The sequence below is a fragment of the uncultured Pseudomonas sp. genome (genome assembly GCF_943846705.1).
In the GTDB taxonomy this organism is placed as follows: Bacteria; Pseudomonadota; Gammaproteobacteria; order Pseudomonadales; family Pseudomonadaceae; genus Aquipseudomonas.
In genome coordinates this window covers 1,835,902-1,860,652 of sequence record NZ_OX044366.1, presented here as the reverse complement: position 1 = coordinate 1,860,652, position 24,751 = coordinate 1,835,902, and the positions used below count along the sequence as shown (strand labels likewise).

The 24,751-nt window shown below is 60.3% G+C and carries 25 protein-coding genes; 10 read left to right on the top strand and 15 right to left on the bottom strand.

Features of this window, described 5'->3' with window-relative positions:
- Positions 1 to 65 precede the first annotated feature (65 nt).
- The 6 genes from urtE (at position 66) to ureC (ending at position 4,718) form a co-directional block, all read left to right on the top strand.
- Positions 66 to 764 (top strand): urea ABC transporter ATP-binding subunit UrtE, encoded by a 699-nt coding sequence (gene urtE, locus Q0V31_RS08705; RefSeq protein WP_298186930.1) that lies wholly within the window; start codon positions 66 to 68, stop codon positions 762 to 764.
- Between the two features lie 94 nt (positions 765 to 858).
- Complete coding sequence (locus tag Q0V31_RS08700) at positions 859 to 1,698, top strand: urease accessory protein UreD (protein ID WP_298186928.1); 840 nt, start codon at positions 859 to 861, stop codon at positions 1,696 to 1,698.
- A 94-nt stretch (positions 1,699 to 1,792) separates the two neighbouring features.
- Positions 1,793 to 2,095, top strand: coding sequence for an urease subunit gamma (gene ureA / locus Q0V31_RS08695; protein ID WP_298186926.1), 303 nt, complete (start codon positions 1,793 to 1,795; stop codon positions 2,093 to 2,095).
- Positions 2,095 to 2,598 carry a GNAT family N-acetyltransferase gene (locus Q0V31_RS08690; protein ID WP_298190986.1) on the top strand — a complete coding sequence of 168 codons (504 nt, stop codon included), beginning with the start codon at positions 2,095 to 2,097 and terminating at the stop codon, positions 2,596 to 2,598. Before ureA ends, Q0V31_RS08690 begins: the two co-directional genes overlap by 1 nt.
- Positions 2,599 to 2,602: 4 nt before the next feature.
- Entirely contained in the window at positions 2,603 to 2,908 is a 306-nt protein-coding gene (locus tag Q0V31_RS08685; protein WP_298186924.1) for an urease subunit beta, read from the top strand.
- Between the two features lie 109 nt (positions 2,909 to 3,017).
- Complete coding sequence (gene ureC, locus Q0V31_RS08680) at positions 3,018 to 4,718, top strand: urease subunit alpha (protein ID WP_298186921.1); 1,701 nt, start codon at positions 3,018 to 3,020, stop codon at positions 4,716 to 4,718.
- Between the two features lie 45 nt (positions 4,719 to 4,763).
- Here the strand turns inward: ureC and Q0V31_RS08675 are convergent, their stop codons facing one another.
- The 6 genes from Q0V31_RS08675 to Q0V31_RS08650 all read right to left on the bottom strand — a co-directional run bounded on the left by Q0V31_RS08675 (position 4,764) and on the right by Q0V31_RS08650 (position 9,177).
- Positions 4,764 to 5,651 (bottom strand): AEC family transporter, encoded by an 888-nt coding sequence (locus tag Q0V31_RS08675; RefSeq protein ID WP_298186918.1) that lies wholly within the window; start codon positions 5,649 to 5,651, stop codon positions 4,764 to 4,766.
- Positions 5,652 to 5,790: 139 nt separating this feature from the next.
- Positions 5,791 to 6,057 (bottom strand): DksA/TraR family C4-type zinc finger protein, encoded by a 267-nt coding sequence (locus Q0V31_RS08670; protein ID WP_298186915.1) that lies wholly within the window; start codon positions 6,055 to 6,057, stop codon positions 5,791 to 5,793.
- 80 nt (positions 6,058 to 6,137) lie between these two features.
- The gene (locus tag Q0V31_RS08665; protein ID WP_298186913.1) at positions 6,138 to 7,001 is read right to left on the bottom strand and encodes an oxaloacetate decarboxylase; all 864 of its coding nucleotides are present in this window, start codon (positions 6,999 to 7,001) and stop codon (positions 6,138 to 6,140) included.
- A 90-nt stretch (positions 7,002 to 7,091) separates the two neighbouring features.
- On the bottom strand, positions 7,092 to 7,847 hold the full coding sequence (locus Q0V31_RS08660) for a transporter substrate-binding domain-containing protein (RefSeq protein ID WP_298186911.1): 756 nt from the start codon (positions 7,845 to 7,847) through the stop codon (positions 7,092 to 7,094).
- A 90-nt stretch (positions 7,848 to 7,937) separates the two neighbouring features.
- Positions 7,938 to 8,885 (bottom strand): substrate-binding domain-containing protein, encoded by a 948-nt coding sequence (locus tag Q0V31_RS08655; protein ID WP_298186908.1) that lies wholly within the window; start codon positions 8,883 to 8,885, stop codon positions 7,938 to 7,940.
- Positions 8,886 to 8,961: 76 nt separating this feature from the next.
- Entirely contained in the window at positions 8,962 to 9,177 is a 216-nt protein-coding gene (locus Q0V31_RS08650) for a hypothetical protein (RefSeq protein ID WP_298186906.1), read from the bottom strand.
- On the opposite strand from Q0V31_RS08650, the gene Q0V31_RS08645 reads away from it, so the two are divergent.
- The 3 genes from Q0V31_RS08645 to Q0V31_RS08635 all read left to right on the top strand — a co-directional run bounded on the left by Q0V31_RS08645 (position 9,176) and on the right by Q0V31_RS08635 (position 11,773).
- A complete protein-coding gene (locus Q0V31_RS08645) occupies positions 9,176 to 9,904 on the top strand; it encodes a VC0807 family protein (protein ID WP_298186903.1) in 729 nt (242 codons plus the stop codon). The two genes, Q0V31_RS08650 and Q0V31_RS08645, sit on opposite strands and share 2 nt — an antisense overlap.
- A gap of 27 nt (positions 9,905 to 9,931) precedes the next feature.
- Positions 9,932 to 10,384: a YqaA family protein gene (locus tag Q0V31_RS08640; RefSeq protein ID WP_298186900.1), complete on the top strand. Its 453-nt coding sequence runs from the start codon at positions 9,932 to 9,934 to the stop codon at positions 10,382 to 10,384.
- Between the two features lie 123 nt (positions 10,385 to 10,507).
- Positions 10,508 to 11,773, top strand: a complete 1,266-nt coding sequence (locus Q0V31_RS08635) for an Hsp70 family protein (protein WP_298186897.1) — start codon at positions 10,508 to 10,510, stop codon at positions 11,771 to 11,773.
- Between the two features lie 237 nt (positions 11,774 to 12,010).
- Here Q0V31_RS08635 and Q0V31_RS08630 read toward each other — a convergent pair whose 3' ends face one another.
- Entirely contained in the window at positions 12,011 to 14,323 is a 2,313-nt protein-coding gene (locus Q0V31_RS08630; protein WP_298190984.1) for a YgiQ family radical SAM protein, read from the bottom strand.
- A gap of 201 nt (positions 14,324 to 14,524) precedes the next feature.
- On the opposite strand from Q0V31_RS08630, the gene Q0V31_RS08625 reads away from it, so the two are divergent.
- The gene (locus Q0V31_RS08625) at positions 14,525 to 16,435 is read left to right on the top strand and encodes a diguanylate cyclase (RefSeq protein WP_298186895.1); all 1,911 of its coding nucleotides are present in this window, start codon (positions 14,525 to 14,527) and stop codon (positions 16,433 to 16,435) included.
- Here the strand turns inward: Q0V31_RS08625 and alr are convergent.
- The 8 genes from alr to rnr all read right to left on the bottom strand — a co-directional run bounded on the left by alr (position 16,427) and on the right by rnr (position 24,744).
- Positions 16,427 to 17,515: an alanine racemase gene (gene alr, locus Q0V31_RS08620; protein WP_298186893.1), complete on the bottom strand. Its 1,089-nt coding sequence runs from the start codon at positions 17,513 to 17,515 to the stop codon at positions 16,427 to 16,429. The two genes, Q0V31_RS08625 and alr, sit on opposite strands and share 9 nt — an antisense overlap.
- Before the next feature lie 100 nt (positions 17,516 to 17,615).
- Positions 17,616 to 19,010, bottom strand: a complete 1,395-nt coding sequence (gene dnaB, locus Q0V31_RS08615; RefSeq protein WP_298186891.1) for a replicative DNA helicase — start codon at positions 19,008 to 19,010, stop codon at positions 17,616 to 17,618.
- 115 nt (positions 19,011 to 19,125) lie between these two features.
- On the bottom strand, positions 19,126 to 19,572 hold the full coding sequence (gene rplI, locus Q0V31_RS08610) for a 50S ribosomal protein L9 (RefSeq protein ID WP_298186889.1): 447 nt from the start codon (positions 19,570 to 19,572) through the stop codon (positions 19,126 to 19,128).
- Positions 19,573 to 19,593: 21 nt separating this feature from the next.
- Entirely contained in the window at positions 19,594 to 20,487 is an 894-nt protein-coding gene (locus tag Q0V31_RS08605) for a hypothetical protein (RefSeq protein ID WP_298186886.1), read from the bottom strand.
- A gap of 36 nt (positions 20,488 to 20,523) precedes the next feature.
- Positions 20,524 to 20,754, bottom strand: coding sequence for a 30S ribosomal protein S18 (gene rpsR / locus Q0V31_RS08600; protein ID WP_069519637.1), 231 nt, complete (start codon positions 20,752 to 20,754; stop codon positions 20,524 to 20,526).
- Between the two features lie 28 nt (positions 20,755 to 20,782).
- Positions 20,783 to 21,205, bottom strand: coding sequence for a 30S ribosomal protein S6 (gene rpsF / locus Q0V31_RS08595; protein ID WP_298186881.1), 423 nt, complete (start codon positions 21,203 to 21,205; stop codon positions 20,783 to 20,785).
- 249 nt (positions 21,206 to 21,454) lie between these two features.
- The gene (gene rlmB / locus Q0V31_RS08590) at positions 21,455 to 22,210 is read right to left on the bottom strand and encodes a 23S rRNA (guanosine(2251)-2'-O)-methyltransferase RlmB (protein ID WP_298186878.1); all 756 of its coding nucleotides are present in this window, start codon (positions 22,208 to 22,210) and stop codon (positions 21,455 to 21,457) included.
- Positions 22,207 to 24,744, bottom strand: a complete 2,538-nt coding sequence (rnr, locus tag Q0V31_RS08585) for a ribonuclease R (protein WP_298186876.1) — start codon at positions 24,742 to 24,744, stop codon at positions 22,207 to 22,209. Before rnr ends, rlmB begins: the two co-directional genes overlap by 4 nt.
- Positions 24,745 to 24,751: the final 7 nt, after the last annotated feature.

The window sequence follows — 24,751 nt, the reverse complement described above, 5'->3', positions numbered from 1 at the left end:
ATGCCTCAGGGGTTGAACAGCTCGCGGCTAAAGCCCCTCCCACAACACGAATCAAGGACACAACCATGCTGCAAGTCCAACACCTGCACCAATACTACGGCGGTAGCCATATCCTCCGTGGCCTGTCATTCGAGGCCAAGGTCGGCGAAGTTACCTGCCTGCTCGGGCGCAACGGCGTGGGCAAGACCACCTTGCTGAAATGCCTGATGGGCCTGATCCCCGCCAAAGAAGGTGCCGTGCAGTGGGAGGGCCAAGCGATCACCGCCTTCAAGCCGCACCAACGCGTGCACACAGGCATCGCTTATGTGCCGCAAGGCCGGGAGATTTTTGCTCGGCTGACGGTGGAAGAGAACCTGCTGATGGGCTTGTCGCGCTTCCCCGGCAGCGAAGCCAAAGTCGTGCCGGAATTTATCTACGAGCTGTTCCCGGTGCTGCGCGAGATGAAGCTGCGCCGGGGTGGCGACCTTTCCGGCGGCCAGCAGCAACAGCTGGCCATCGGCCGCGCGCTGGCGAGCAAGCCGCGCTTGCTGATCCTCGATGAGCCCACCGAAGGTATTCAGCCGTCGGTAATCAAGGAGATCGGTGTGGTGATCAACAAGCTCGCCGCACGCGGCGACATGGCCATTCTGCTGGTCGAGCAGTTCTATGACTTTGCCGCCGAACTGGCCGATCAGTACCTGGTGATGAGCCGTGGTGAAATCGTCCAACAGGGCCGCGGTGCAAGCATGGAAAACGACGGTGTGCGCGGACTGGTGGCGATTTGAAACTCGCGGTAGGGTGGATGACGCGCCGCTCATCGCACCTGACATTAACAACTGGTGGATGGATAAAGCGCCATTCACCCTACGAAAAGCCCCTATGAACGCACCCGTCCCCACTGCGCTGTTCACCCCGAGCTGGCAGGCCGAGCTGGAACTGGCTTACGGCCATGACGGCGCGGCCACACGCCCCACGCTGCGTCGCCATAAAGGTCCGCTGCGGGTGCAAAAGCACCTGTACGCCGAAGGCCCGCACGTGTGCCAGCACATTATCGTCCATCCGCCAGGCGGGATTGCCGGCGGTGACCGTTTAGCTATTTGCGCCACGGTCGGCAACAACGCTTGGGTGCAACTGACCAGCCCAGGTGCCGCCAAGTGGTACCGCGCCGCCGGCCCGGCCTATCAACAACTCAAGTTGCGCGTTAAAGCGGGCGCGACGCTGGAATGGCTGCCGCAGGAAACCATCATCTACTCGGGGGCCCAGGCCGAACTCACGACCGAGATCGACCTGGAGGGCGATGCCAAGCTGCTGTATTGGGACATCATCGCCCTCGGCCGCCCGGCCAGTGCTGAGCGCTTCGACGCCGGCCACTTCCAGGCCGGGCTGAATATCCGCCGTGACAGCCAACTGCTCTGGCACGAGCGCCAACGCGTAGCCGGCGCAGACGGCCTGCTCGACTCGCCCATCGGCCTGGACGGCAAACCGGTATTCGCCACGCTACTGATCAGCGGCGAAATCGACAGCGAACTGCTCGAGCGCTGCCGCGAACTGCCCAGCCAGGTGCGCGGCGATCTGACTCAACTACCGGGCCTGCTGGTGGCCCGCTGCCTGGCCAACGAAGCGCTGCATGCCCGCGCCTGGCTGATCGACCTCTGGCAGCTGCTGCGCCCAGAGTTGCTCGGGCGCACCGCTGTACCCCCAAGAATCTGGAGCACGTAGGGTGGACAACCGCGCAGCATTGTCCACCACCAACAGGTGGATGTAAAAACGACATCCACCCTACGAACTGACCTGAATAACTAAAGGACTCGCCATGGACCTGACGCCGCGCGAAAAAGACAAACTGCTAATTTTCACCGCAGGCCTGGTGGCCGAGCGCCGCCTGGCCCGCGGGGTGAAACTCAACTACCCGGAGGCCATGGCTTACATCTCCGCCGCCCTGCTGGAAGGCGCCCGCGACGGCCAGACCGTGGCTGACCTGATGCACTTTGGCACCACCCTGCTCACCCGCGATCAGGTGATGGAGGGCATCGCCGAAATGATCCCAGAGATTCAGGTTGAGGCCACCTTCCCGGATGGCACCAAGCTGGTCACCGTCCACCAACCCATTGCGTAATCAGCATGCCTATTCTTGACGCCACGCAAGCCGACCTGCCCGCCATCCTGGCCATTTATAACGATGCGGTCGAACACACCACAGCGATCTGGAACGAGAGCCAAGTTGACCTGGCCAACCGCCAAGCGTGGCTGGCCGAGCGCCATGCCGCCGGCTTCCCGGTGCTGGTCGCGCATGATGATGCCGGTAGCGTGGTCGGTTATGCCAGCTACGGCACCTGGCGCGCCATCCAAGGCTTCCGTCATACCGTCGAACACTCGGTGTATGTGCGCAGCGACCAACGTGGTCAAGGCCTTGGCCCACTGCTGATGCAGGCGCTAATTGAGCGCGCGAAACATGCAGGCCTGCACGTGATGGTCGCCGCCATTGAAAGCGGCAACAGCGCCTCGATCCGCCTGCACGAGCGTCTTGGCTTTGTCACCACCGGGCAGATGCCCCAGGTCGGGCGCAAATTCGACCGCTGGCTCGACCTCACCTTTATGCAATTGATGCTGGAGCAATAGCGCAATGATCCCCGGCGAATACCAGATCCAGGACGGCGACATTGAACTCAATGCCGGCCGACGCACCCTCAGCCTGACGGTGGCCAACAGCGGCGACCGCCCCATTCAGGTCGGCTCGCACTTTCACTTTTTCGAAACCAACGATGCACTGGCCTTTGACCGCGAGTCCACGCGCGGTATGCGCCTGAATATTCCGGCCGGCACTGCGGTGCGCTTCGAGCCGGGGCAGAGCCGCGAAGTCGAGCTGGTCGACCTGGCCGGCGCACGCCGGGTGTTCGGCTTTGCCGGGCGGGTGATGGGCGAGCTCTGATCTCGCCATGCATTTGTAGGATGGGTGGAGCGCAGCGATACCCATCGCCCCATACCCCTGATGGGTTACGTCGCTACGCGCCTGACCCATCCTACGGAAAAGACAGCCTATGAAGATTTCCCGCCAAGCCTACGCCGATATGTTCGGCCCCACCGTCGGCGACAAGGTGCGCCTGGCCGATACCGAGCTGTGGATCGAGGTGGAAAAAGACTTCACCACTTATGGCGAGGAAGTGAAATTCGGCGGCGGCAAAGTCATCCGCGACGGCATGGGCCAAGGCCAACTGTGCGCCGCCGATGTGGTCGATACGCTGATCACCAACGCGCTGATCATCGACCACTGGGGCATCGTCAAAGCCGACGTCGGCCTGAAAGACGGCCGTATCGCCTCCATCGGCAAGGCCGGCAACCCGGATATCCAGCCCGATGTGACCATCGCTATCGGCGCCAGCACCGAAGTGATCGCCGGTGAGGGCATGATTCTCACCGCCGGCGGCATCGACAGCCATATTCACTTTATCTGCCCACAGCAGATTGAAGAGGCCTTGATGAGCGGCGTCACCACCATGATCGGCGGCGGCACCGGGCCGGCCACCGGCACCAACGCCACCACCTGCACCCCTGGCCCTTGGCATATGGCGCGCATGCTCCAGGCTGCGGACGCCTTCCCGATGAACCTGGGCTTTACCGGCAAAGGCAACGCCTCGCTGCCGGAGCCTTTGATCGAGCAAGTCAAAGCCGGCGCCATCGGCCTCAAACTGCACGAAGACTGGGGCACCACCCCGGCGGCGATCGACAACTGCCTGAGCGTGGCGGATCAGTACGACGTTCAAGTGGCGATTCACACCGACACGCTCAACGAGTCCGGCTTCGTCGAAACCACCCTAGGCGCGTTCAAGGGCCGCACCATCCACACCTATCACACCGAGGGTGCCGGCGGCGGTCATGCGCCGGACATCATTAAAGCCTGTGGTTTCCCCAATGTGCTGCCCAGCTCGACCAACCCAACCCGGCCGTTCACCCGCAACACCATCGACGAACACCTCGACATGCTGATGGTTTGTCACCACCTCGACCCGAGCATCGCCGAGGACGTGGCGTTCGCCGAATCGCGGATTCGCCGTGAAACCATCGCCGCCGAAGACATCCTGCATGACCTCGGCGCGTTCAGCATGATCAGCTCCGACAGCCAGGCCATGGGCCGCGTTGGTGAGGTAATCACGCGCACCTGGCAAACCGCCGACAAGATGCACAAGCAGCGCGGTCCGCTGCCCGGCGACGGTGCAGGCAACAGCAACTTCCGGGTTAAGCGCTATATCGCCAAATACACCATCAACCCAGCGATTACCCACGGCATCAGCCATGAGGTCGGCTCGATTGAAGTGGGTAAGTGGGCGGACTTAGTGCTCTGGCGTCCGGCGTTCTTCGGCGTGAAGCCGACGTTGATACTCAAGGGCGGGGCGATTGCTGCCAGCCTGATGGGCGACGCCAACGCCTCGATCCCCACCCCGCAGCCCGTGCACTACCGGCCGATGTTCGCCAGTTACGGCGGCAGCCGCCACGCCACCAGTTTCACCTTTATCAGCCAGGCGGCGTTCGATGCCGGGGTGCCCGAGCAGCTTGGATTAAAGAAGAAGATTGGCGTAGTCAAGGGCTGTCGTGAGGTGCAGAAGACTGACCTGATCCACAACGATTATCTGCCGAACATTGAGGTGGATGCGCAGAACTATCAGGTCAAGGCTGACGGCCAGTTGCTCTGGTGTGAACCCGCTGAGGTGCTGCCGATGGCCCAGCGTTATTTCCTGTTCTGACCGGCCTTCTTTCGCGCCAGACGATTCTGGCGCGGCCCATGCAGCTCAACCATGTCCTGCGGCAAACAGCAGCCCCAGCACCACGGGCATGACCGCCACGCTACCCAAGTTGCCAATCAGTACCAGGGCCGCGACCTTGTGCGGTTCTTGCTGGAATTGCTCAGCCAGCATGTAGTTGAGGACGGCCGGAGGTAAGGCCGCAAACACCCATACGGCCGCCAGTTGCACGCCTTGCAGATCCAACAGCAGAACCATTGGCCAGGCCAGTAGCAAACCACTGGCAGGACAGGCAACAGCCCCGAGCAACCCCAGCTTCCAGGCTGAAAAGTCCACTTCCAGCAGGCGCACGCCAAGGGCGAACAGCATCAGCGGCACGCACACTCCACCGAGCATCCGGCATGCCTCAAGCAGCCAACTCGGCAAACCGACGCCCAGCATATTCACCGCCACCCCGGCGATGCTGGCCACCACCACCGGCACACGCAGCAGGCTCAGCAATCGTGTACGTGGATTGAGCACGTAGAGCCCGACCGAAAAGTGCAGGAGCATTTCCACGATGAACAACACCACGGCCGCCGGCAGCGCTTTCTCGCCGAACGCCAGGACCATCAAGGGCAGGCCCATATTGCCGGTGTTGTTGAACATCATCGGCGGCAGGAAGGTGCGCACATCAAGCTTAAGCAGGCGCGCCAACGGCCACAGCAGCAGCCCAGAACCGAGAACGATCACCGTCGCGGCCAGCGCCAAGTCGGCGTAATCCTGCAGCGGCGCTTTGCGTTCGGCGAGAACCGCAAACACCAGCATGGGCACAAACAGCTCCATGTTCAGGCGGTTAAGCACACCGATGTCAGGCGAACGCACACGGCCATAGAGCGCACCGCAACCGGCGATCAGGAATACCGGCAGCAGTGTCGAGAGAATCTGGGAAAACATCAGGGCTCCATAGGCCGAGCAGGCTACGGGAAAACCGTTAGCTTCGTACGTATCAGCGCAATCAGGCAAGCCCAGATAGGTCGGGCGCGGCCAATCGACGGCGCTCTCCCGCGGCTACCCGCGTCACAGCAGAGGCACCCTAGCGCAACTGACTGTCTTTGCTGCCTCGACGGTTGTAGCCGCTGAATTTGCCTTGCGCTTGGTCATGCTCGCTCTGACAGGCCACACACAGGCGCACGCCGGGGATTGCCGCGCGCCGCGCCTGGGGAATCGCCGCCGCGCATTCTTCGCAGTGCGTCAGGCTGTCACCGCTGGGCAGCTGGCTACGGACACGCTGGATAGCATCCTCAATGCTGCTGTCGATCTGCTCCTGTACCGCACCGTCATTACTCCAGCCACCGGCCATGACCGCCTCCACACGCGTTGTACTGATGCAGGAGATATGGACGCCAAAGAGCCGATTTACAAGCGCAGTTGATCGGCAACCTACTCTTTCACATTCATAAACTCTTCAGCCCAGACGATGTAGTCCTCCGGCTGGGTGTAGGTGTGCGTCAGTTCAGTCGCACTGAGGTCGCTGGACTGCGCCCCGCGCTGCTCGCGCAGGCAGTCGTAGGTGGCTTTGATGGCAGCAAAGTAGGCCGCATGGCCGTTAACCACGATACGCACGCCGAGCTTGGCCAGACGCTCGTTATCACGCAGCTTGGGGTTGCCGTAGGTGACCAGCATCAGCGGGATGCTCAAGGCCGCGGCAATCTGCTCCAGATGGGCAAAGTCCTCAACCCCGACGATGCAAATCGCATCGGCGCCGGCAGCCTGATAAGCCTGGGTGCGGCGAATCACCTCGTCGACGGCCAGCACGCCGGCATGGGTGCGGGCAATAATGGCCAGATCCGGATCGACCCGCGCCTCAAGCGCAGCACGGATTTTACCGACACCCTCGTCAATGCTGATCAGGTCGCTGGACTTGCGCCCAAACTGCGCCGGCAGCAGCGTGTCTTCGATGGTCAGCGCGGCAATCCCCGCACGCTCCAACTCGACCACCGTACGCATCACATTAAGCGCGTTGCCATAGCCATGGTCAGCATCGGCGATTACCGGCAGACGGCTAACCCGGCCAATGCGGGTGGCCTGCTCGACAAACTCGCTGAGGGTAATCAGGGCAAAATCCGGCGCGGCCAAAACTTGTAGTGAAGCTACAGAGCCGCCCAAAATCCCCACTTCAAAACCGAGATCCGCAGCGATACGCGCCGCCATCGGGTCGAACACCGAGGCGGTGTGATAGCAGCTATTTGAAGAGAGAAGCGCACGAAACTGCGCGCGAAGGTCATGATGCGAGGCTCTTTGCATGGAAATGCACCACCAGTCAGAATCGGCTTTAGGCGGGCAATTATGTAGTAAAACTACAAAATCAGCCAGCTCGACCGGCACCGCGCATCGCTACGGCGCTAAAGCCTCCAAGCTATAGGGCTCGCTGAACCAGCGCTGGTGAACACGCTGCAAGCTGCCATCACGGTTCAGCTGCTCAAGCGCTTGCTGCCAGCGCTGCACCAGCGCCGGATCAGTGCGTTTGGAAAAGCCGATATAGGAATTGTTGTCCATAAAGGTGTACTGCAACTCGACCTCATCACGGCGCATGCCCTGCTGCGCGAGCATGTCGTCCAAAACCAGGTTACTCGCCACCAGTAACTCAATACGGCCATGCTTGAACATCTTCACCATATGCTGCGGCGTCGGCACACCGTAGAGGTTTTTCAGGCCCTGGCCGCGAAGGTACTCGTAGGAATACCACTGTTTGGGCACCACCAAGGTACTGAAACGCTCGACATCCTTTAACCGATGTATTGTCAGCCCGGCACCACGCCGCGCATAGACACTGGTGCGCCCCTGGGCAATCGGCCCAACCCACTGGAACAAAGCCTCACGCTCAGGGGTGCGTACCATGGCGAACAAGCCGCTGTTGGCTTCGTGCTGTACCCGGTAATAGCCACGGGTCCAGGGCTCCAATTTTATGCGCGTATCCTGCCCGGTACGCTGGATCAACATCTCGGCCACTTCCACCGCCATACCGGTGAGTTTGCCATTCTCGATATAGCTAAGCGGGCGATATTCCTCGGTATACAGGCGCAACTCGACCGCCAGTGCTGATGTGCAGTAGCCAAGTAACAACACACCAAAACACAACTTCAATCTCATGGAGCTACCTGAAATACATAAAGACCATGGCCCGAGGCGGCGACCAGGCTGCAATAGATACAGCCTTGCAGCGAATCAGTACAAGCGAGATTAAGGTCTGGTTGACCGGTCTAATTCTAACGCCTGCGCGCGCTGCCATTGCGCCAGATTGGTGCGATTTACGCGCTTGACCTGCAGCACCACGCTCACCGGCTGCAACGGCAGCTCACCGCGCAAGCCCTGCGCGGCTAACTGCACAGCCTGATAACCAATGGCATGAGGCTGCTGAACCATCAGGCTGTGGATCTCGCCCTTGCGCAACGCATCAATCAACAAGTCATCCGCATCGAACCCGACATGCACTAACTGCCCCGCCTGGCCGAGACGACGCAGCGCTGCCAAGGCTGCGCGGGTACTGTTGCTGTTCGGGGTAAACACCCCCTTGAGCTGCGGTAGCTGGCCCTGCAGTGCATCCACGGCCGCCTGGCTGTCTTCACCAATATAGCTATCAACCACAATACTCAGCCCACCCGCCTCAGCGCCCCGGCGAAAGCCACGCTCGCGCTCGCTGGTTGAGGGTACATCGGCCTGCAGACGCAACAGCGCGACCTGGCCGCGCCCGCCAAGCGCCGCAGCCAACGCTTGCCCGGCCTGTACTCCGGCAAACAAGTTATCGGTGGCCACAACGCCGCGCACCGCGCTGCCGGGCAAATTACGGTCGAAATAAATGCTGATGACGCCATTGGCCGCCAACTGCCGGACTCGCACAGCAATTTCATCACCGCCAGGGGCGATAACCAACGCTTTACAGCCGCGTTCCAGCATCCAATCAATCATCTGCAGCTGCGTTGCGACCTGCCCTTCGCGGCGTGGCCCGCGAAAATACAGGTCCAGCCCCTGCTCTTTGGCAGCCTGTCGCGCACCGCCCTCTACCTGCAACCAAAAAGGCGCCGCGCCGGCCGCCACGACGCCAATGCAATCCTTTGCCGACGCCAGAGTTGCCCAACTGCTTAGCAGAACAATTAGTAGTACATTTCTCGAAACGCATAGGCCGTACATCAGCATCACTCCCGGAACGTCGTCATCGCACGCGGAACCAAATAGCGCCACAAGCGTCCCTGCAGAGTTACTGATATCACTTTAGCATCATGTAATTAGATTCGCCGAATGCCGTACGACCAATCAGCCGCCAGAAAACCGTGAGCACGTGCCAGCCCAGCCTGACAGCCGACCTTGCGTAACGCTTAAAGGGCCTTCTAGGCATTTTTTCACGCCGCAGGCGACCGCTGGGCTGGTAGACGCCGCCCAAGCAGGCGATGATCGCGGTTCTTTCCTGCACCTTGAATGACATGACCGATACCACGCACAGCACTCACGCCACGCACAAACCACGCCCACTGATCGATTTACTGGTCAGCATCGTGATCCCGTCCCTGATTCTGATGAAGCTCAGCGGCGAGGCCAGACTCGGCGCCGACGGCGCACTGATACTGGCGCTCGCCTTCCCGCTGGGCTGGGGCAGTTTCGAGCTGCTCAAGTACCGCAAATTCAACTTTATCGCCCTGCTCGGCTTGGTCAGCGTGCTGCTTACCGGCGGTATCGGCCTACTCAAGCTGGACAACCAGTGGCTGGCGATCAAGGAAGCGGCGATCCCAGGAGTGATCGGCATCGCGGTGCTGGCCTCAACCCGCACGCGCTACCCGCTGATTCGCACCATGCTGTTCAACAAGAACGTGCTCAACGTCGACAAAATTCATGAGCGCCTGGAGCAAGCCGGCAATACCGAGCAGTTCGAGGCGCGCCTGCTCAGGGCGACCTACTGGCTGAGCGGCACCTTCTTCTTTTCCTCGGCAATGAACTACGCGCTGGCCAAGTGGATTGTCATCAGCCCGGCTGGCAGTGAAGCCTTTAACGCCGAACTGGGCCGGATGAACCTGCTCAGCTACCCGATGATCGCGATTCCCTCGATGATCATGCTGATGGCCGTCTTCTACTACCTGTGGCGCACCATCCACGGCCTCACCGGCCTCAAACTGGAAGACGTGATGGCCAATGCCGAGCAGGAGAAGCAGTCCTAATAAGCGCACCTGACCGGCACGCCACGGATGCTGACGCTCTCCGCCTACCTCGGCCTGTTTCTCTCGGCGCTGGGGGCGGCCACGCTGCTGCCGCTGCAATCGGAAAGCGTCTTGGTGGCCCTGCTGCTCAGCGGCGCTTATTCGCCCTGGGCACTGCTCGCAGTGGCCAGCACCGGCAATATCCTCGGCGCGCTAATCAACTGGCTACTGGGGTGCTACCTGGAACATTTCCGCGGGCGCCGCTGGTTTCCGCTCAATGACGCGCAGTTGCAGCGGGCGCAACACTGGTATGCCCGCTACGGGCGCTGGACGCTGCTGCTCAGCTGGCTGCCGATTGTCGGTGACCCGCTGACGCTGGTCGCCGGCATCATGCGTGAACGCCTGTGGGTCTTCCTGTTGATCGTCAGCCTGGCGAAGAGCCTGCGCTACGCCGCGTTAATCGTGCTGACCCTCGGCGTGGACGCATTCGTCGCCAGTTAGGCAATCCACAGAGCATTTACTGGGCGACTCGCATAGAATGCGCGGCCGTTTTTACGGCCAGCCGCCATGGCGGCCTCTGCGGGGTCTCACTTGCTCGGTCACTTTTCAGGAACAGCGCGCCGCATGACTCTCTCCTCTCCCGCCCGCGCCTGCGGCATCGATTTCGGTACATCCAACTCCACTGTCGGCTGGCTGCGCCCCGATAGCGAAACCCTGATTCCGCTGGAAGACGGCAAGATCACCCTGCCCTCGGTAGTCTTCTTCAACATGGAAGAGCGCCGCCCGGTTTACGGCCGCCTGGCGTTGCAGGAATACCTGGAAGGCTATGAAGGCCGCTTGATGCGCTCGCTGAAAAGCCTGCTGGGCAGTAAGTTGCTGAAGAGCGAAACCACCGTGCTCGGTAGCGCTCTGCCCTTTAAAGATTTGCTCGGTTTCTTTATCGGCGAATTGAAAAAGCGCGCGGAGAATACGGCCGGCCGGCCGTTTGAAGAAGTGGTGCTGGGCCGCCCGGTGTTCTTCGTCGACGACGATCCGGTGGCTGACCTGGAAGCCCAAAACACCCTGGTAGCCGTAGCGCACAAGCTCGGCTTCAAAGACGTGTCATTCCAGTACGAGCCAATTGCGGCGGCCTTCGACTACGAGTCGGGGATCAACCAGGAAGAGCTGGTATTGATCGTCGATATCGGCGGCGGTACTTCGGACTTCTCCCTCGTGCGCCTGGCACCGGAGCGACGCAGCGTCGCCGACCGCCATGACGACATTCTCGCCACCGGCGGCGTGCATATCGGCGGTACCGACTTCGACAAGCAACTCTCGCTGGCCGGCGTAATGCCGCTGTTTGGCTACGGCAGCCGGATGAAAAGCGCCGCACCGATGCCCACCAGCACCCACCTAAACCTGGCCACCTGGCACACCATCAACGCGGTCTACTCGGCGCAGTCGCAACGCCAGTTGCAAAGCATGCGCTATGACATCGTCGACCCCACGGGAATCGACCGCCTGTTTCAGCTAATTGAGCGACGAGACGGCCATTGGCTGGCCATGCAAGTGGAAGACAGCAAGATCGCCCTCACCGAACAGGATGCACGCCCCATCGACCTCAGCCGCCTGGAAGACGGGCTGGTCGCCGAGCTGACTCGCGAGCTTTTTGAAGAGGCCATCGAGCCGCTGCTCGAGCGCGTGCGCGCCAGCGTCACCCAGCTGCTCGGCGATGCCGGCGTAGGGGTTGCCCAGGTCGATACGGTGTTCTTCACCGGCGGCTCCAGCGGCATTCCGGCATTGCGCCAGAGCGTTGCAGCAATGCTGCCCAACGCACGCCACGTCGAAGGCAATACCTTCGGCAGCATCGGCAGCGGCCTGGCCATCGAAGCGCAGAAACGCTACGGCTGAGGCCGTAGGGTGGATGGCGCCTTTCTCATCCACCATCAGCGGCGCGGTGGTGGATGGATAAAGCGTCACCCACCTTACAGCCATAAAAAACGCCAGCTCTAGGCTGGCGTTTTTTATGGTCGCTACATCAGTTCGTAGGATGGGTGGAGCAAAGCGACACCCATCAACACGCCGAAAAATGATCGATGGGTTACGCCGCTGCGCGACTAACCCATCCTACGATTGATCACATTCTAATCAGCGCGGCACGGCCGGCTTCTTCACTGGCTTCTTGCCTTTACCTTTGGCCGCATCGGAGCGCTCCTTGGCCGCCTGCTGGTTACGCGCCTGCGCCGCCGCTTTGGCCTGCTCGCGCTTGTCCCATGGATTACCGCCAGCAGCACCGGTATCACGCGGTGGCAAACCGGTGTGCTGAGTCAGCATCGGCTTGCTCTTGGCGGCCCCGGCGACTTTCTTGCTGCCCGCCGGCGTCGAGTTCTTGCGCCGCGCACTCTGGTAACCGTCGGTAGCGGGCTGATGCAGCGGGATCAGTTGGTTCTTGCCCGGGCCGATCAGGTCGGCACGGCCCATACGGGTCAGTGCTTCACGCAGCATTGGCCAGCCCTTCGGGTCGTGATAACGCAGGAAGGCTTTGTGCAGGCGGCGCTGCTCTTCGCTCTTGACGATGGCCACGCCGTCGCTCTTGTAGCTGACCTTGCGCAGCGGGTTTTTGCCCGAGTGGTACATCGCTGTAGCGGTGGCCATTGGCGACGGGTAGAAGGCCTGCACCTGGTCGGCACGGAAGCCGTTGCCCTTGAGCCACAGGGCCAGGTTCATCATGTCTTCGTCAGTGGTGCCCGGGTGCGCAGCGATAAAGTACGGGATCAGGTACTGCTCTTTGCCCGCCTCTTTCGAGTACTTCTCGAACATGCGCTTGAACTTGTCATAGCTGCCAATGCCCGGCTTCATCATCTGATTCAGCGGGCCTTCCTCGGTGTGCTCCGGAGCGATCTTCAGGTAACCACCAACGTGGTGGGTGACCAGCTCTTTCACATACTCCGGCGACTCCACGGCCAAGTCATAACGCAGGCCGGAGGCAATCAGAATTTTCTTCACGCCTGGCAAGGCGCGGGCGCTGCGATACAGCTGAATCAACGACGAGTGATCGGTGTTCAGGTTCGGGCAGATACCGGGGAACACGCACGACGGCTTACGGCACGCGGATTCGATTTCCGGGGTTTTGCAGGCGATGCGGTACATGTTCGCGGTCGGTCCGCCGAGGTCAGAAATCACCCCGGTAAAGCCCGGCACCTTGTCGCGGATCTCTTCGATTTCGCGGATGATCGACTCTTCCGAGCGGTTCTGGATGATCCGCCCTTCGTGCTCGGTGATCGAGCAGAAGGTGCAGCCGCCGAAGCAGCCGCGCATGATGTTGACCGAGAAACGGATCATGTCGTAGGCCGGGATTTTTTCCTTGCCGTACGCCGGGTGCGGAACACGCGCGTAGGGCATGCCGAACACGTAGTCCATTTCTTCGGTGGTCATCGGGATGGGTGGCGGGTTAAACCACACATCCACCTCGCCATGCTTCTGCACCAGCGCGCGGGCGTTGCCTGGGTTGGTTTCCAGGTGCAGCACGCGGTTGGCGTGAGCGTACAGAACCGGGTCGTTACGCACTTTTTCCATCGACGGCAGACGGATCACCGTCTTGTCGCGGGTCATCCGCGGGCTGTCCAGTAACTGCACAACCTTGGCTTCGTTGGGGTCTTCAACCGGACCTTTTTCCTGCTCGATGGCGCAGGCCTGGGTGTCCTGAGTGTTGACGTAGGGGTTGATGATCTTGTCGACCTTGCCCGGCCGGTCGATCCGCGTGGAATCCACTTCGTACCAGCCCTGCGGTGTATCGCGGCGGATAAACGCGGTGCCGCGCACATCTGTGATGTCTTCGACTTTCTGCCCGTAGGACAGACGCTGGGCCACCTCAACGATGGCGCGCTCGGCGTTGCCATACAGCAGGATGTCGGCGCTGGCGTCGATCAGGATCGAGTTACGCACGCGATCCTGCCAGTAGTCGTAGTGGGCAATACGGCGCAAGGAGGCTTCGATGCCACCGAGCACAATCGGTACGTGTTTATAGGCTTCTTTGCAGCGCTGGCTGTACACCAGGCTGGCGCGATCCGGCCGCTTACCGGCCATGCCGCCAGGGGTGTAGGCATCGTCCGAACGGATCTTCTTGTCGGCGGTGTAGCGGTTGATCATCGAGTCCATGTTGCCGGCTGCGACGCCGAAGAACAGGTTCGGCTCGCCAAGCTTCATAAAGTCGTCTTTCGACTGCCAGTTTGGCTGGGCGATGATGCCCACGCGAAAGCCTTGCGACTCCAGCAAACGACCAATAATGGCCATGCCGAAAGAAGGATGATCGACATAGGCGTCACCGGTGACAATGATGATGTCGCAGCTGTCCCAGCCAAGCTGATCCATCTCTTCCCGGCTCATTGGCAGGAAAGGCGCAGGGCCGAAACACTCGGCCCAGTACTTTGGATAATCGAATAACGGCTTGGCGGCTTGCATAGACATGGAAAGTGACCGGTGCTGGCGAAAGGGAAGGTAAATCGCGGCCGCAGAATATAGCACAAAAATTAACCAAACCCGACTCAAACACTAGGATTAACCGCTAACGTACGACCGTCGCCACCTCAGCTTCTGCGTAGCAACTTGCAGCTATACTCGGCCAGCAAGATCACCAGCGAATAGCCGGGACAGGGAGTGCACATGGCGCAACGCTTAGTCTTTTCGACCCTATTATTGCTGAGCCTCGCCTTTACGAGCGGTATGCCACAGGCCGCCACTGTGCTGACCGCATCAAGCAGTGGCAGCTCACTCAACGAGCAGATCGAGCTACTGGAAGACGTCGGCGCACAACTGACCATCACCGACATGGCAGACCCGACCATCCAAAGCCGCTTCCAACCTGCGGCAGGCCGCGCCAGCGTCGGCCAGAGCCGCAATCCCTGGTGGATCAAAGTTACGCTGCAACGCCGGGCTGACGCGCCGCCCCATTGGTGGCTGCAAATCAGCTCGGTGACACAACACGACATGCGTATTTATATGCCTGACGCCGGTGGCCGCTGGAGCGCTCGCCAGTCGGGCGAGCTTGTCGCCCACCGTGACGGTCGTGACCGCGAGTCCCGACACATGCTGTTCAAGCTGCCGCCGCTGGGCCAGACTCCATTGACGTTCTATGTGCGCGCCTTCGACCCTGCAGGCAACTCATTTCCTATGCACGTATGGCAATTAGACGATCTTACTCAGCAGGCCGCCGAGGAAAACCTCGCGCTCGGCATGGTCTACGGGATTATCGCCGCCCTGCTTTTGTACAACCTGTTCATTTACCTCAGCCTGCGCGACTCAGCCTATTTTTGGTACGTGATGACGACCGCCACCGCGCTGCTGATGATTCTCAGCATGAGCGGTCATGGCTTCCAGTACCTGTGGCCGGACAAGCCAGTACCATTCTGGCTGGATCGCATTACCCTACCGTCGCTGTGGGGTTTCTGCGCCTGCCGCTTTACCCAGCGCCTCATGCAAACCCGCACTCACGTGCGCTGGGCTCATCACCTATTGAACCTGGCCTGTATCTGCTACGTCATCGCGCTGACTCTCGAGAGCATTGGCCAGCGGCATTCGGCGGCCTGGATCATTGCCCTACTGTCGCTCACCAGCATCCCAGCCGCTCTTGGCTGCGCACTTATTCGCTGGCGACAGGGTTATTTCCCTGCCTTTCTCTACCTCTGTGGTTACGGCCTGATCCTCGGCAGTATCAGCCTGGCACTGCTGCGGGCCACGGGTGTCGTGCAACCCGCTAACTGGAATGCATATGTATTCCCCCTCTCGGTGGCGGCCGAGTCGATTTTGTTCTCCTTTGCCTTGGCGTACCGCATTCAAACCCTCAAGCAAGAAAAAGCCGAGGCCCTGATACAGGCTGACCGTGAAAAAACTGCACGCCTGACGCAGATACAGAACAGTGCCGATGAGCTGCACAGCGCGGTCAAATTGCGCACTGCTGAACTGGCTGCGACCAACCAGCAACTCTGTGAGCGTGAAAGCCAGCTGATGCAGGCCGCCTTCCACGACCCCTTAACTGAGCTGCCCAACCGGCGCTATTTGATCGAACGCTGCGAGGCGGCGCTGGCCCACGCACAGCGCCATCACGAAACGGCGGCTCTGCTGCTGATCGACCTCGACCACTTCAAGCCAATCAACGACAAACATGGTCACGATGCCGGCGACCTGATGCTGCAGCAGATCGCCCTGCGCCTGCGCGAGCATGTTCGCGCAGGCGATACGGTGGCCCGCCTGGGTGGCGATGAATTTGCCGTGCTGGTGTGCGGCGCGGATGCCGAAGTGCACGCCCGAGACGTCGCCAACCGCCTGCTTGGCGAACTGGCCAAGCCGGTGATCTATCGCGCAGAGCGGCTGACCGTGACCATCAGTATCGGCGTAGCGCTGTACCCGCAACATGCCAGCACCTTTACCGCGCTGTACAAGGCGGCCGATGAAATGCTCTACCGCGTCAAAGCCCGCGGCCGTTCAGGCTCGGCGGTGTGCGGTGAAGACGGCGCGCTAAGCAACAGCACCCGCCTGCACCTGGATGTACTCAGTGTACCCAGCGGCTTAGTGTGACCGAGTGGCGGCGTAACGCCTTGGCACCCGCGCCGTGACCTTGCTGAGCAGCTCGTAGCCAATGGTGCCGGCGGCACGCGCGACTTCATCCACCGGCAACTGCGCGCCCCACAACTCCACCACATCGCCCACGGCGGCATCGGGCAGGTCGGTCAGGTCGACCGTCAGCATATCCATGGACACCCGCCCGACCAGCGCCACGCGCTGACCTTGCACCAGCACCGGGGTACCCGCCGGGGCATGGCGCGGATAGCCATCGGCATAACCGCAACTCACCGTACCGATACGCGACGGACGCTCGGCGCACCAGCTGCTGCCATAACCGACGGCCTCACCAACAGCCACATCGCGGCAGGCAATCAGCTGCGCAGTCAGGCTCATGGCCGGACGCAGGCCCAACTCAGCCACGTCGAGGTCGGCAAATGGCGTCGCGCCGTAGAGCATGATGCCGGGGCGCAGCCAATCCATATGCGCCGCCGGAATGGTCAGAATCGCCGCCGAGTTGGCCAGCGAGCGCTGGGCAAAATCCAGATCCAGCAGTTCGAGAAACTGTTCAAGCTGCAGCTCGGTGACGTCACTGCCGCGCTCATCCGCGCAGGCAAAATGGCTCAGCAAGCTCAGCTCACCTATCTGCGCCGCGCCCTGTAAATGCCCGTACCACTCACGCAGCTCGGCGGCGCTGAAGCCCAGGCGATGCATGCCGCTGTCGAGTTTCAACCAGACATTCAGCGGCTGGCTCAAGGTCGCTGCGAGCAGCTGCTGTGCCTGCAAGGCGCTATGCAGCACCACATCCAGATCCAGTTGCGCGGCAAACTGATATTCATCCGCCGTAAAGCAGCCTTCCAGCAACAGAATACGCGCCTCGCCGTGTAAGGCACGCACCTCGGCGGCTTCCTCCAGGCAGGCCACGGCAAAACCGTCAGCCACATCATGCAGGGCCGTCACCACCTCGCGCACACCGTGCCCGTAGGCATTCGCCTTGACCACTGCAAACGCCTGACGCCCCGGTGCACAGCGCTTGGCCACGGCATAATTGTGAGTAATCGCAGACAAATCGATGGTGGCAACAAGCGGGCGCATGACGGCAATGTCCTGAAAAAAACGGGCGACCAGTTTAACCACTGGCCGCCCGTTTTTTATTGATCTGGCTCGCTAAGACGCTGCGTTGCACGCCATAGCGTCAATCTTCGTCAAACTGGTAACTGCCCGGTGCAAGGTTTTCGAAGCGCGAGTATTTGCCGAGAAACGCCAGCCGCGCAGTGCCCAGCGGGCCATTACGCTGCTTACCGATGATGATCTCAGCCACGCCCTTGTACTCGGTTTCGGGGTGATACACCTCGTCACGGTAAACGAACATGATGATGTCGGCGTCCTGCTCGATCGCTCCGGATTCACGCAAGTCTGAGTTGATCGGGCGCTTGTTCGGGCGCTGCTCAAGACCACGGTTGAGCTGCGACAGGGCGATGACCGGACAGTTGAACTCCTTGGCCAGGGCCTTCAACGAGCGGGAGATTTCAGAAATCTCATTAACGCGGCTGTCGCCGCTGGAGCCGGGGATCTGCATCAGCTGCAGGTAGTCGACCATGATCAGGCCGATCTCGCCGTGCTCACGGGCCAAACGGCGTGTTCGCGCACGCATCTCCGAGGGCGAAATACCGGCGGTGTCGTCGATGAACAGCTTGCGGTCATTGAGTAGATTGACCGCCGAAGTCAGGCGCGGCCAATCATCATCATCCAGGCGGCCGGCGCGCACCTTGGTCTGATCGATGCGCCCCAGGGACGCTAGCATACGCATGACGATGGAATCGGATGGCATCTCTAGGGAATACACCATCACCACCTTGTCGCTGCGCATCAGGGCGTTTTCCACCAGGTTCATGGCGAAGGTGGTTTTACCCATGGACGGACGACCGGCGACGATGATCAGGTCGGCTGGCTGCAAGCCACTGGTCAGGTCGTCCAGCTCATTAAAGCCGGTGGACAGACCGGTGATCGCATCCCCGCTATTGAATAGGGTATCGATTCGGTCGATGGCCTTGACCAGAATATCGTTGATCCCGACCGGGCCACCGGTCTTCGGCCGCGCCTCGGCGATCTGAAAAATCAGGCGCTCGGCTTCATCGAGAATTTCCACCCCGGTGCGGCCTTGCGGCATATAGGCGCTGTCGGCGATTTCGCCGCTGATGCCGATCAACTGGCGCAAGGTGGCGCGCTCACGAATGATCTGCGCATAGGCCTTGATGTTGGCCACCGAGGGGATGTTTTTCGCCAACTCACCGAGGTAGGCCAGCCCACCAACTTGCGACAGCTGCCCTTCCTGATCCAGCTGCTCGGACACGGTCACCACGTCGAAGGGGTGGTTGCGCTCGGCCAGCTTGAACACCGCACGGAAGATCAGGCGGTGGTCATGCCGATAGAAGTCACCATCGGACACCGCATCCAGCACCCGCTCCCAAGAGTTGTTGTCGAGCATCAAGCCGCCCAGCACGGCTTGCTCAGCCTCGATCGAGTGCGGCGGCACCTTCAAGGCAGAGGTTTGCAGGTCGTACTGTTCGGGCAGGCTGATGTCGTTCATAAGGCTCGGGAAAAGAATTCTGTGTTTGAAAAACAAAGGGCACGGCATCGCTTTCGCAATGCCGTGCCCGATGTTAGCGAGCCTGCACCTAAGTGCAAGCCCGTTGAGCTGCCCGTTAGGCGGCTACAACAACAACCTTAACGGTTGCTTCAACGTCGCTGTGCAAGTGCACGGCTACGTCGTATTCGCCAAGCTGACGAATGGTGCCGTTCGGCAGACGCACTTCAGCTTTAGCCACTTCAACGCCGGAGGCGGTCAGGGCTTCAGCGATGTCGTGAGTACCGATCGAACCGAACAGTTTGCCTTCATCGCCCGCGGTAGCGGTGATGGTGACTTCCAGTTCAGCCAACTGAGCAGCACGGGATTCAGCGTAAGCTTTCTTCTCGGCAGCCAGTTTTTCCAACTCGGCGCGACGTGCTTCAAACGCAGCCACGTTGGCTGGGGTTGCAGCAGTTGCTTTGCCGAATGGCAGCAGGAAGTTACGACCGTAACCGGCCTTAACGTTCACTTTATCGCCCAGGTTGCCCAGGTTGGCGACTTTTTCCAGCAGGATCAGTTCCATTTGGTAATAACCTCTTAACTTTTAACCTTCACCGTTCGCAGGGCCCGAGCCTTGTTTGCGCTCAAAGCGACCACGAAAATCAAACAGACTGTCGACAATGGCCAAAACCACCAGTAACGGATAAGTCAGCTGCATAAACAGCAACAGCGTGATGTACACCCCAACCAGCCAGAACTTGCCCAACCGACCTTGCGCCACCACCCCATGCAACAGGGCGATACCGGCAAACGCTAGCGGCACACTGCACAACGGCGTCAACATGGCCATTTGTGGGCCCAGATTGGGCCCTAACAGCATGCCAACCAGCAGCAACATCGCCAGCGGTGGTGGGAGGCGTAGCGCGCGAAACTCGCGACCAAAACCACCCGGGTTATACAACTGCGCCTGCCAGAAGCGCCCAAGCATCAGGCTCAACAGACTGACTATCTGCAACAACGCCGCGATCAAACCGGTCAGCACCGGTGCAATCAGGCTATCCAGACGCGCTCGCTCATCCACCGACAACTGCTGGTGAACCCCATCGAGCATTTGCGGCATGAGCTTTTGCAGCTCAAGCGCCATTGCCTCGATGGGTTCGCGGAACACCGCGCCCAAGACCACCCCATACACCAGGCCCAATGCCACGCTGCAAAGCAGCACACGATTCCAGGACAGATTAGCGCGCAACAACAACGCCAACCCCAGCGCACCGAGCAACACCAACAGGGTGCGCGGCTCACCAAAATACCACCAGCCAATGGCCGGCAGCAGGGCCCAGGCGAGGATGCCAACGGCATCACTCCAACCGCGCCGCAGAAGCACCAGGCTTCCAGCGGCAGCACTTAACCAGAACAACAGCGGCAATGCCGCAGAAACCACCACTACGAGAGTGGCCTGCATACGGCCGCGCATAATGAATTCAGCTAAGGCGCGCATGCGATCTATCCCTTACTTCTTGTCGAACATCCGGTCTCAGCGGCCGTGGCTGTCGGTGTAAGGCAGCAGGGCCAGGAAGCGGGCGCGCTTGATAGCGGTAGCCAGCTGACGCTGATAACGAGCCTTAGTACCGGTGATACGGCTAGGAACGATCTTGCCGGTTTCCGAGATATAAGCTTTCAGCGTGTTGAGATCTTTGAAATCGATCTCTTTCACTTCTTCTGCGGTGAAACGGCAGAATTTACGACGACGGAAGAAACGTGCCATGAGAGTGGCTCCTCAATAGATCCGTGGATTACTCGTCAGCGTTGTCGCTGTCGTTGTTGTCGCTGTCATCGCTATCGTTGGAATCAGCGTTTTCAGGACGGTCACGACGCTCACGGCGCTCACTGCGGTTTTCTTCGGCCTTGAGCATCTCGGACTGGTCGATAACGGCCTCGTCGCGACGGATGACCAGGTTACGGATCACGGCATCGTTGTAACGGAAGTTGTCTTCCAGCTCAGCCAGGGCCTTACCAGTGCACTCAACGTTAAGCATCACGTAGTGAGCTTTGTGGACGTTGTTGATGGCGTAAGCCAGCTGACGACGACCCCAATCTTCCAGGCGATGAATCTTGCCGCCGTCTTCTTCGATCAGCTTGGTGTAACGCTCAACCATGCCGCCGACTTGCTCGCTCTGGTCCGGGTGAACCAGAAAGATGATTTCGTAATGACGCATAAATGCTCCTTACGGGTTGTAGCCTGCCGCGAAATGCGGTCAGGCAAGGAGTGAATTTCACTTGTTTGTCTTGCAGAAACAGAAAGGCGCAAACGCGCCTGCCGTTGCGGCAAGGGGCGACATTCTAGTGAAGCCCCCTGCCACACGCAAGACGAACTGGTGATTATTTGAACAACTAAGCGCCAGCGAGCAAAGCAAGCCGCCGGCCACTCAAGCATGCCGAGCGCCGCTGAGCGCCCGGCACAGGCATTACTTCTTCTTGCCGCCAGCCTTGCGCTGACGCAATGCTTCAAACAGGCAAACACCGGTCGCCACCGAGACGTTGAGACTGCTGACGCTACCCGCCATCGGCAACTTGACCAGATAATCGCAATGCTCACGGGTCAAACGGCGCATACCCTTGCCCTCTGCGCCCATGATCAACACGGTCGGCCCGGTCAGGTCATGCTCGTACAACTCCATCTCAGCCTCACCGGCGGTACCGACAACCCAAAGGCCACGCTGCTGGAGCTTCTCCAGGCTGCGCGCCAGGTTGGTCACCGCCACTAGGGGAATCACCTCGGCGGCACCGCAGGCCACCTTACGCACAGTGGCATTGAGCGTGGCGGACTTGTCCTTCGGCACGATCACCGCCAACGCACCGGCGGCATCGGCAGTACGCAGACAGGCACCAAGGTTATGCGGGTCAGTCACACCATCGAGCACCAGCAACAACGGCGCGCCTTCGGTGCGGTCAAGCAGCTCATCGAGCATTGCCTCACCCCAGACCTGGCTAGGACTGACTTCAGCCACCACGCCCTGATGCACGCCCTCAACCCAAGAGTCCATTTCACGGCGCTCGCACTGCCCCACGGCAACCCGCGCATCCGCTGCCAGCGCCAGGAGAACCTGCACCCGCGGGTCATTGCGCCCCTCGGCCAGCCAGACCTGCTTGACCCGCTTCGGGTGATGGCGCAATAGCGCCTCTACGGCATGCACACCGTAGATCTTTTCCAGCTGACTCATGACTTCGCCTTACGCTTGCGCGGTCCAGCAGAGCTCGGCGCGCCACCGGTAGCGCCGCCCTTGCGATGCGCGCCAGACTTGCCCGACTTACCGGACGCCTCACCCTTAGGCGAGCCCTTGGCGGACTTGCCCTTCGAATCACTCAGCAGCGACTTTTTCAGCGCGCGGCTTTTCTCTACATCCGAACCAGCGGGCGCTTTACGCTCACCACGACGACCCGTTTTACCTGCAGCCGACTCAAAACCACCGCGCCGCGCACCGGCAGGTGCTGCAACTTTGTCTTCGGCCAGCTCGAAATCGATCTTGCGCTCATCAAGATCGACGCGCATGACCTTAACTTCGATGCTATCGCCCAAGCGGAAACTACGACCACTGCGCTCACCCGCCAATCGGTGATGCACGGGATCGAAGTGGTAGTAGTCGCCCGGCAAGGCCGTGACATGCACCAGCCCTTCGACGTAGATGTCTTTCAACTCGACGAACAGACCGAACCCCGTAACGGCGGTAATCACACCCGGGAAGGTCTCACCGACGCGGTCTTTCATGAACTCACACTTGAGCCAGTTCACCACATCGCGAGTCGCCTCATCGGCACGACGCTCGGACATCGAACACTGCTCACCGAGCTGCTCGAGAATCGCCTCATCGTAGGGATAAATACGCGCGCGCGGCATGATCGCCGCACCAGCACGCTTAACATGCGGAGTATCGAGCTTGGAGCGCACCACGCTACGAATCGCCCGATGGATCAACAAGTCCGGGTAGCGGCGAATCGGCGACGTGAAGTGCGCATAGGCCTCGTAGTTCAGACCAAAGTGCCCCTGATTGTCGGCGCTATAAACCGCCTGACTGAGCGAGCGCAGCATCACGGTCTGGATCAGATGGTAATCCGCACGGCCGCGAATGCTTTCCAGCAACTGCTGGTAGTCCTTCGGCGTTGGGCCATCTTTGGATTTGCCGCGATGCAGCGACAGACCCAGCTCGGTGAGGAACGCCTTGAGCTTTTCGACACGCTCTGGCGGCGGACCGTCATGCACACGATACAAGGCCGGAATTTCATGCTTCTGCATAAACGCCGCAGTCGCGACGTTGGCGGCCAGCATGCATTCTTCGATCAACTTGTGCGCATCATTGCGCTGAGTTGGGCAGATATCCGAAATCTTGCGGTCCGCACCGAAGATGATCCGGGTTTCCTGGGTTTCAAAGTCGATGGCACCACGCTCATGTCGCGCCGCCAACAACACCTGATACAGCGAGTAGAGCTGCTTAAGATGCGGCACTACTTCTTTGTACTCGCTACGCAGGGCTTTGCCTTCCGTGCTTTTCGGCTGCTCAAGCATGGCACTGACCTTGTTGTAGGTCAGCCGAGCATGGGAATGGATCACCGCCTCATAGAACTGATAGTCGGTCATCTTGCCGGTTTTCGAGAGAGTGATCTCGCACACCATCGCCAGGCGATCGACATGCGGATTCAACGAGCACAAGCCGTTGGACAACTCTTCCGGCAGCATCGGGATAACCCGCTCAGGGAAGTACACCGAGTTGCCGCGCACCTGCGCCTCGGCATCCAGCGCCGAATCGACTTTCACATAATGAGAAACGTCAGCGATGGCGACATAGAGCTTCCAGCCGCCGGAGAACAGGCGCCAGTTGCTGCCGTTTTTCTCGCAATACACCGCATCATCGAAGTCACGGGCATCCTCACCATCGATGGTGACGAACGGCAAGTGGCGCAGGTCAACACGCTTCTCTTTGTCTTTTTCCTCGACCTCCGGCTTGAGCTTGCTCGCCTCCTTCACCACGGCCTCAGGCCAGACGTGAGGAATATCGTAGCTGCGCAGGGCAACATCGATTTCCATGCCCGGCGCCATGTAGTTGCCAACAACCTCGACCACATCCCCTTGAGGCTGGAAACGTGTAGTCGGCCAGTGGGTGATTTTCACCTCTACAAACTGACCCTGCTTGGCACCTGCGTTACGCCCCGGCGTCACCAACACTTCCTGCTGGATCTTCGGGTTATCGGCGACAACAAAGCCGACGTCACTTTCTTCGTAGTAACGACCGACGATGCTTTCATGGGCGCGGAAGATCACTTCCACCACCGCACCTTCACGACGCCCGCGTCGATCGAGGCCGGAAACCCGCGCCAACGCACGGTCGCCATCGAACACCAGGCGCATCTGCGCAGGACTCAGAAACAGGTCATCACTGCCGTCATCCGGCACCAGAAAACCAAAACCATCGCGATGCCCGCTGACGCGACCCAGAATCAAGTCGAGCTTATCTACCGGGGCATAGGTGCCACGACGGGTATAGATCAGCTGACCATCACGTTCCATCGCGCGCAGACGACGGCGCAAGGCTTCCAACTGGTCATCTGTACTCAGGGAAAATTCAGCAGCCAGCTCTTCGCGAGCGGCAGGAGAGCCACGCTCATCCAAGTGCTGCAAAATCAGCTCACGACTAGGGATGGGGTTTTCGTATTTTTCCGCTTCACGAGCGGCCTCGGGATCGAGGGATTGCCAATCGGCCATTAGAGGT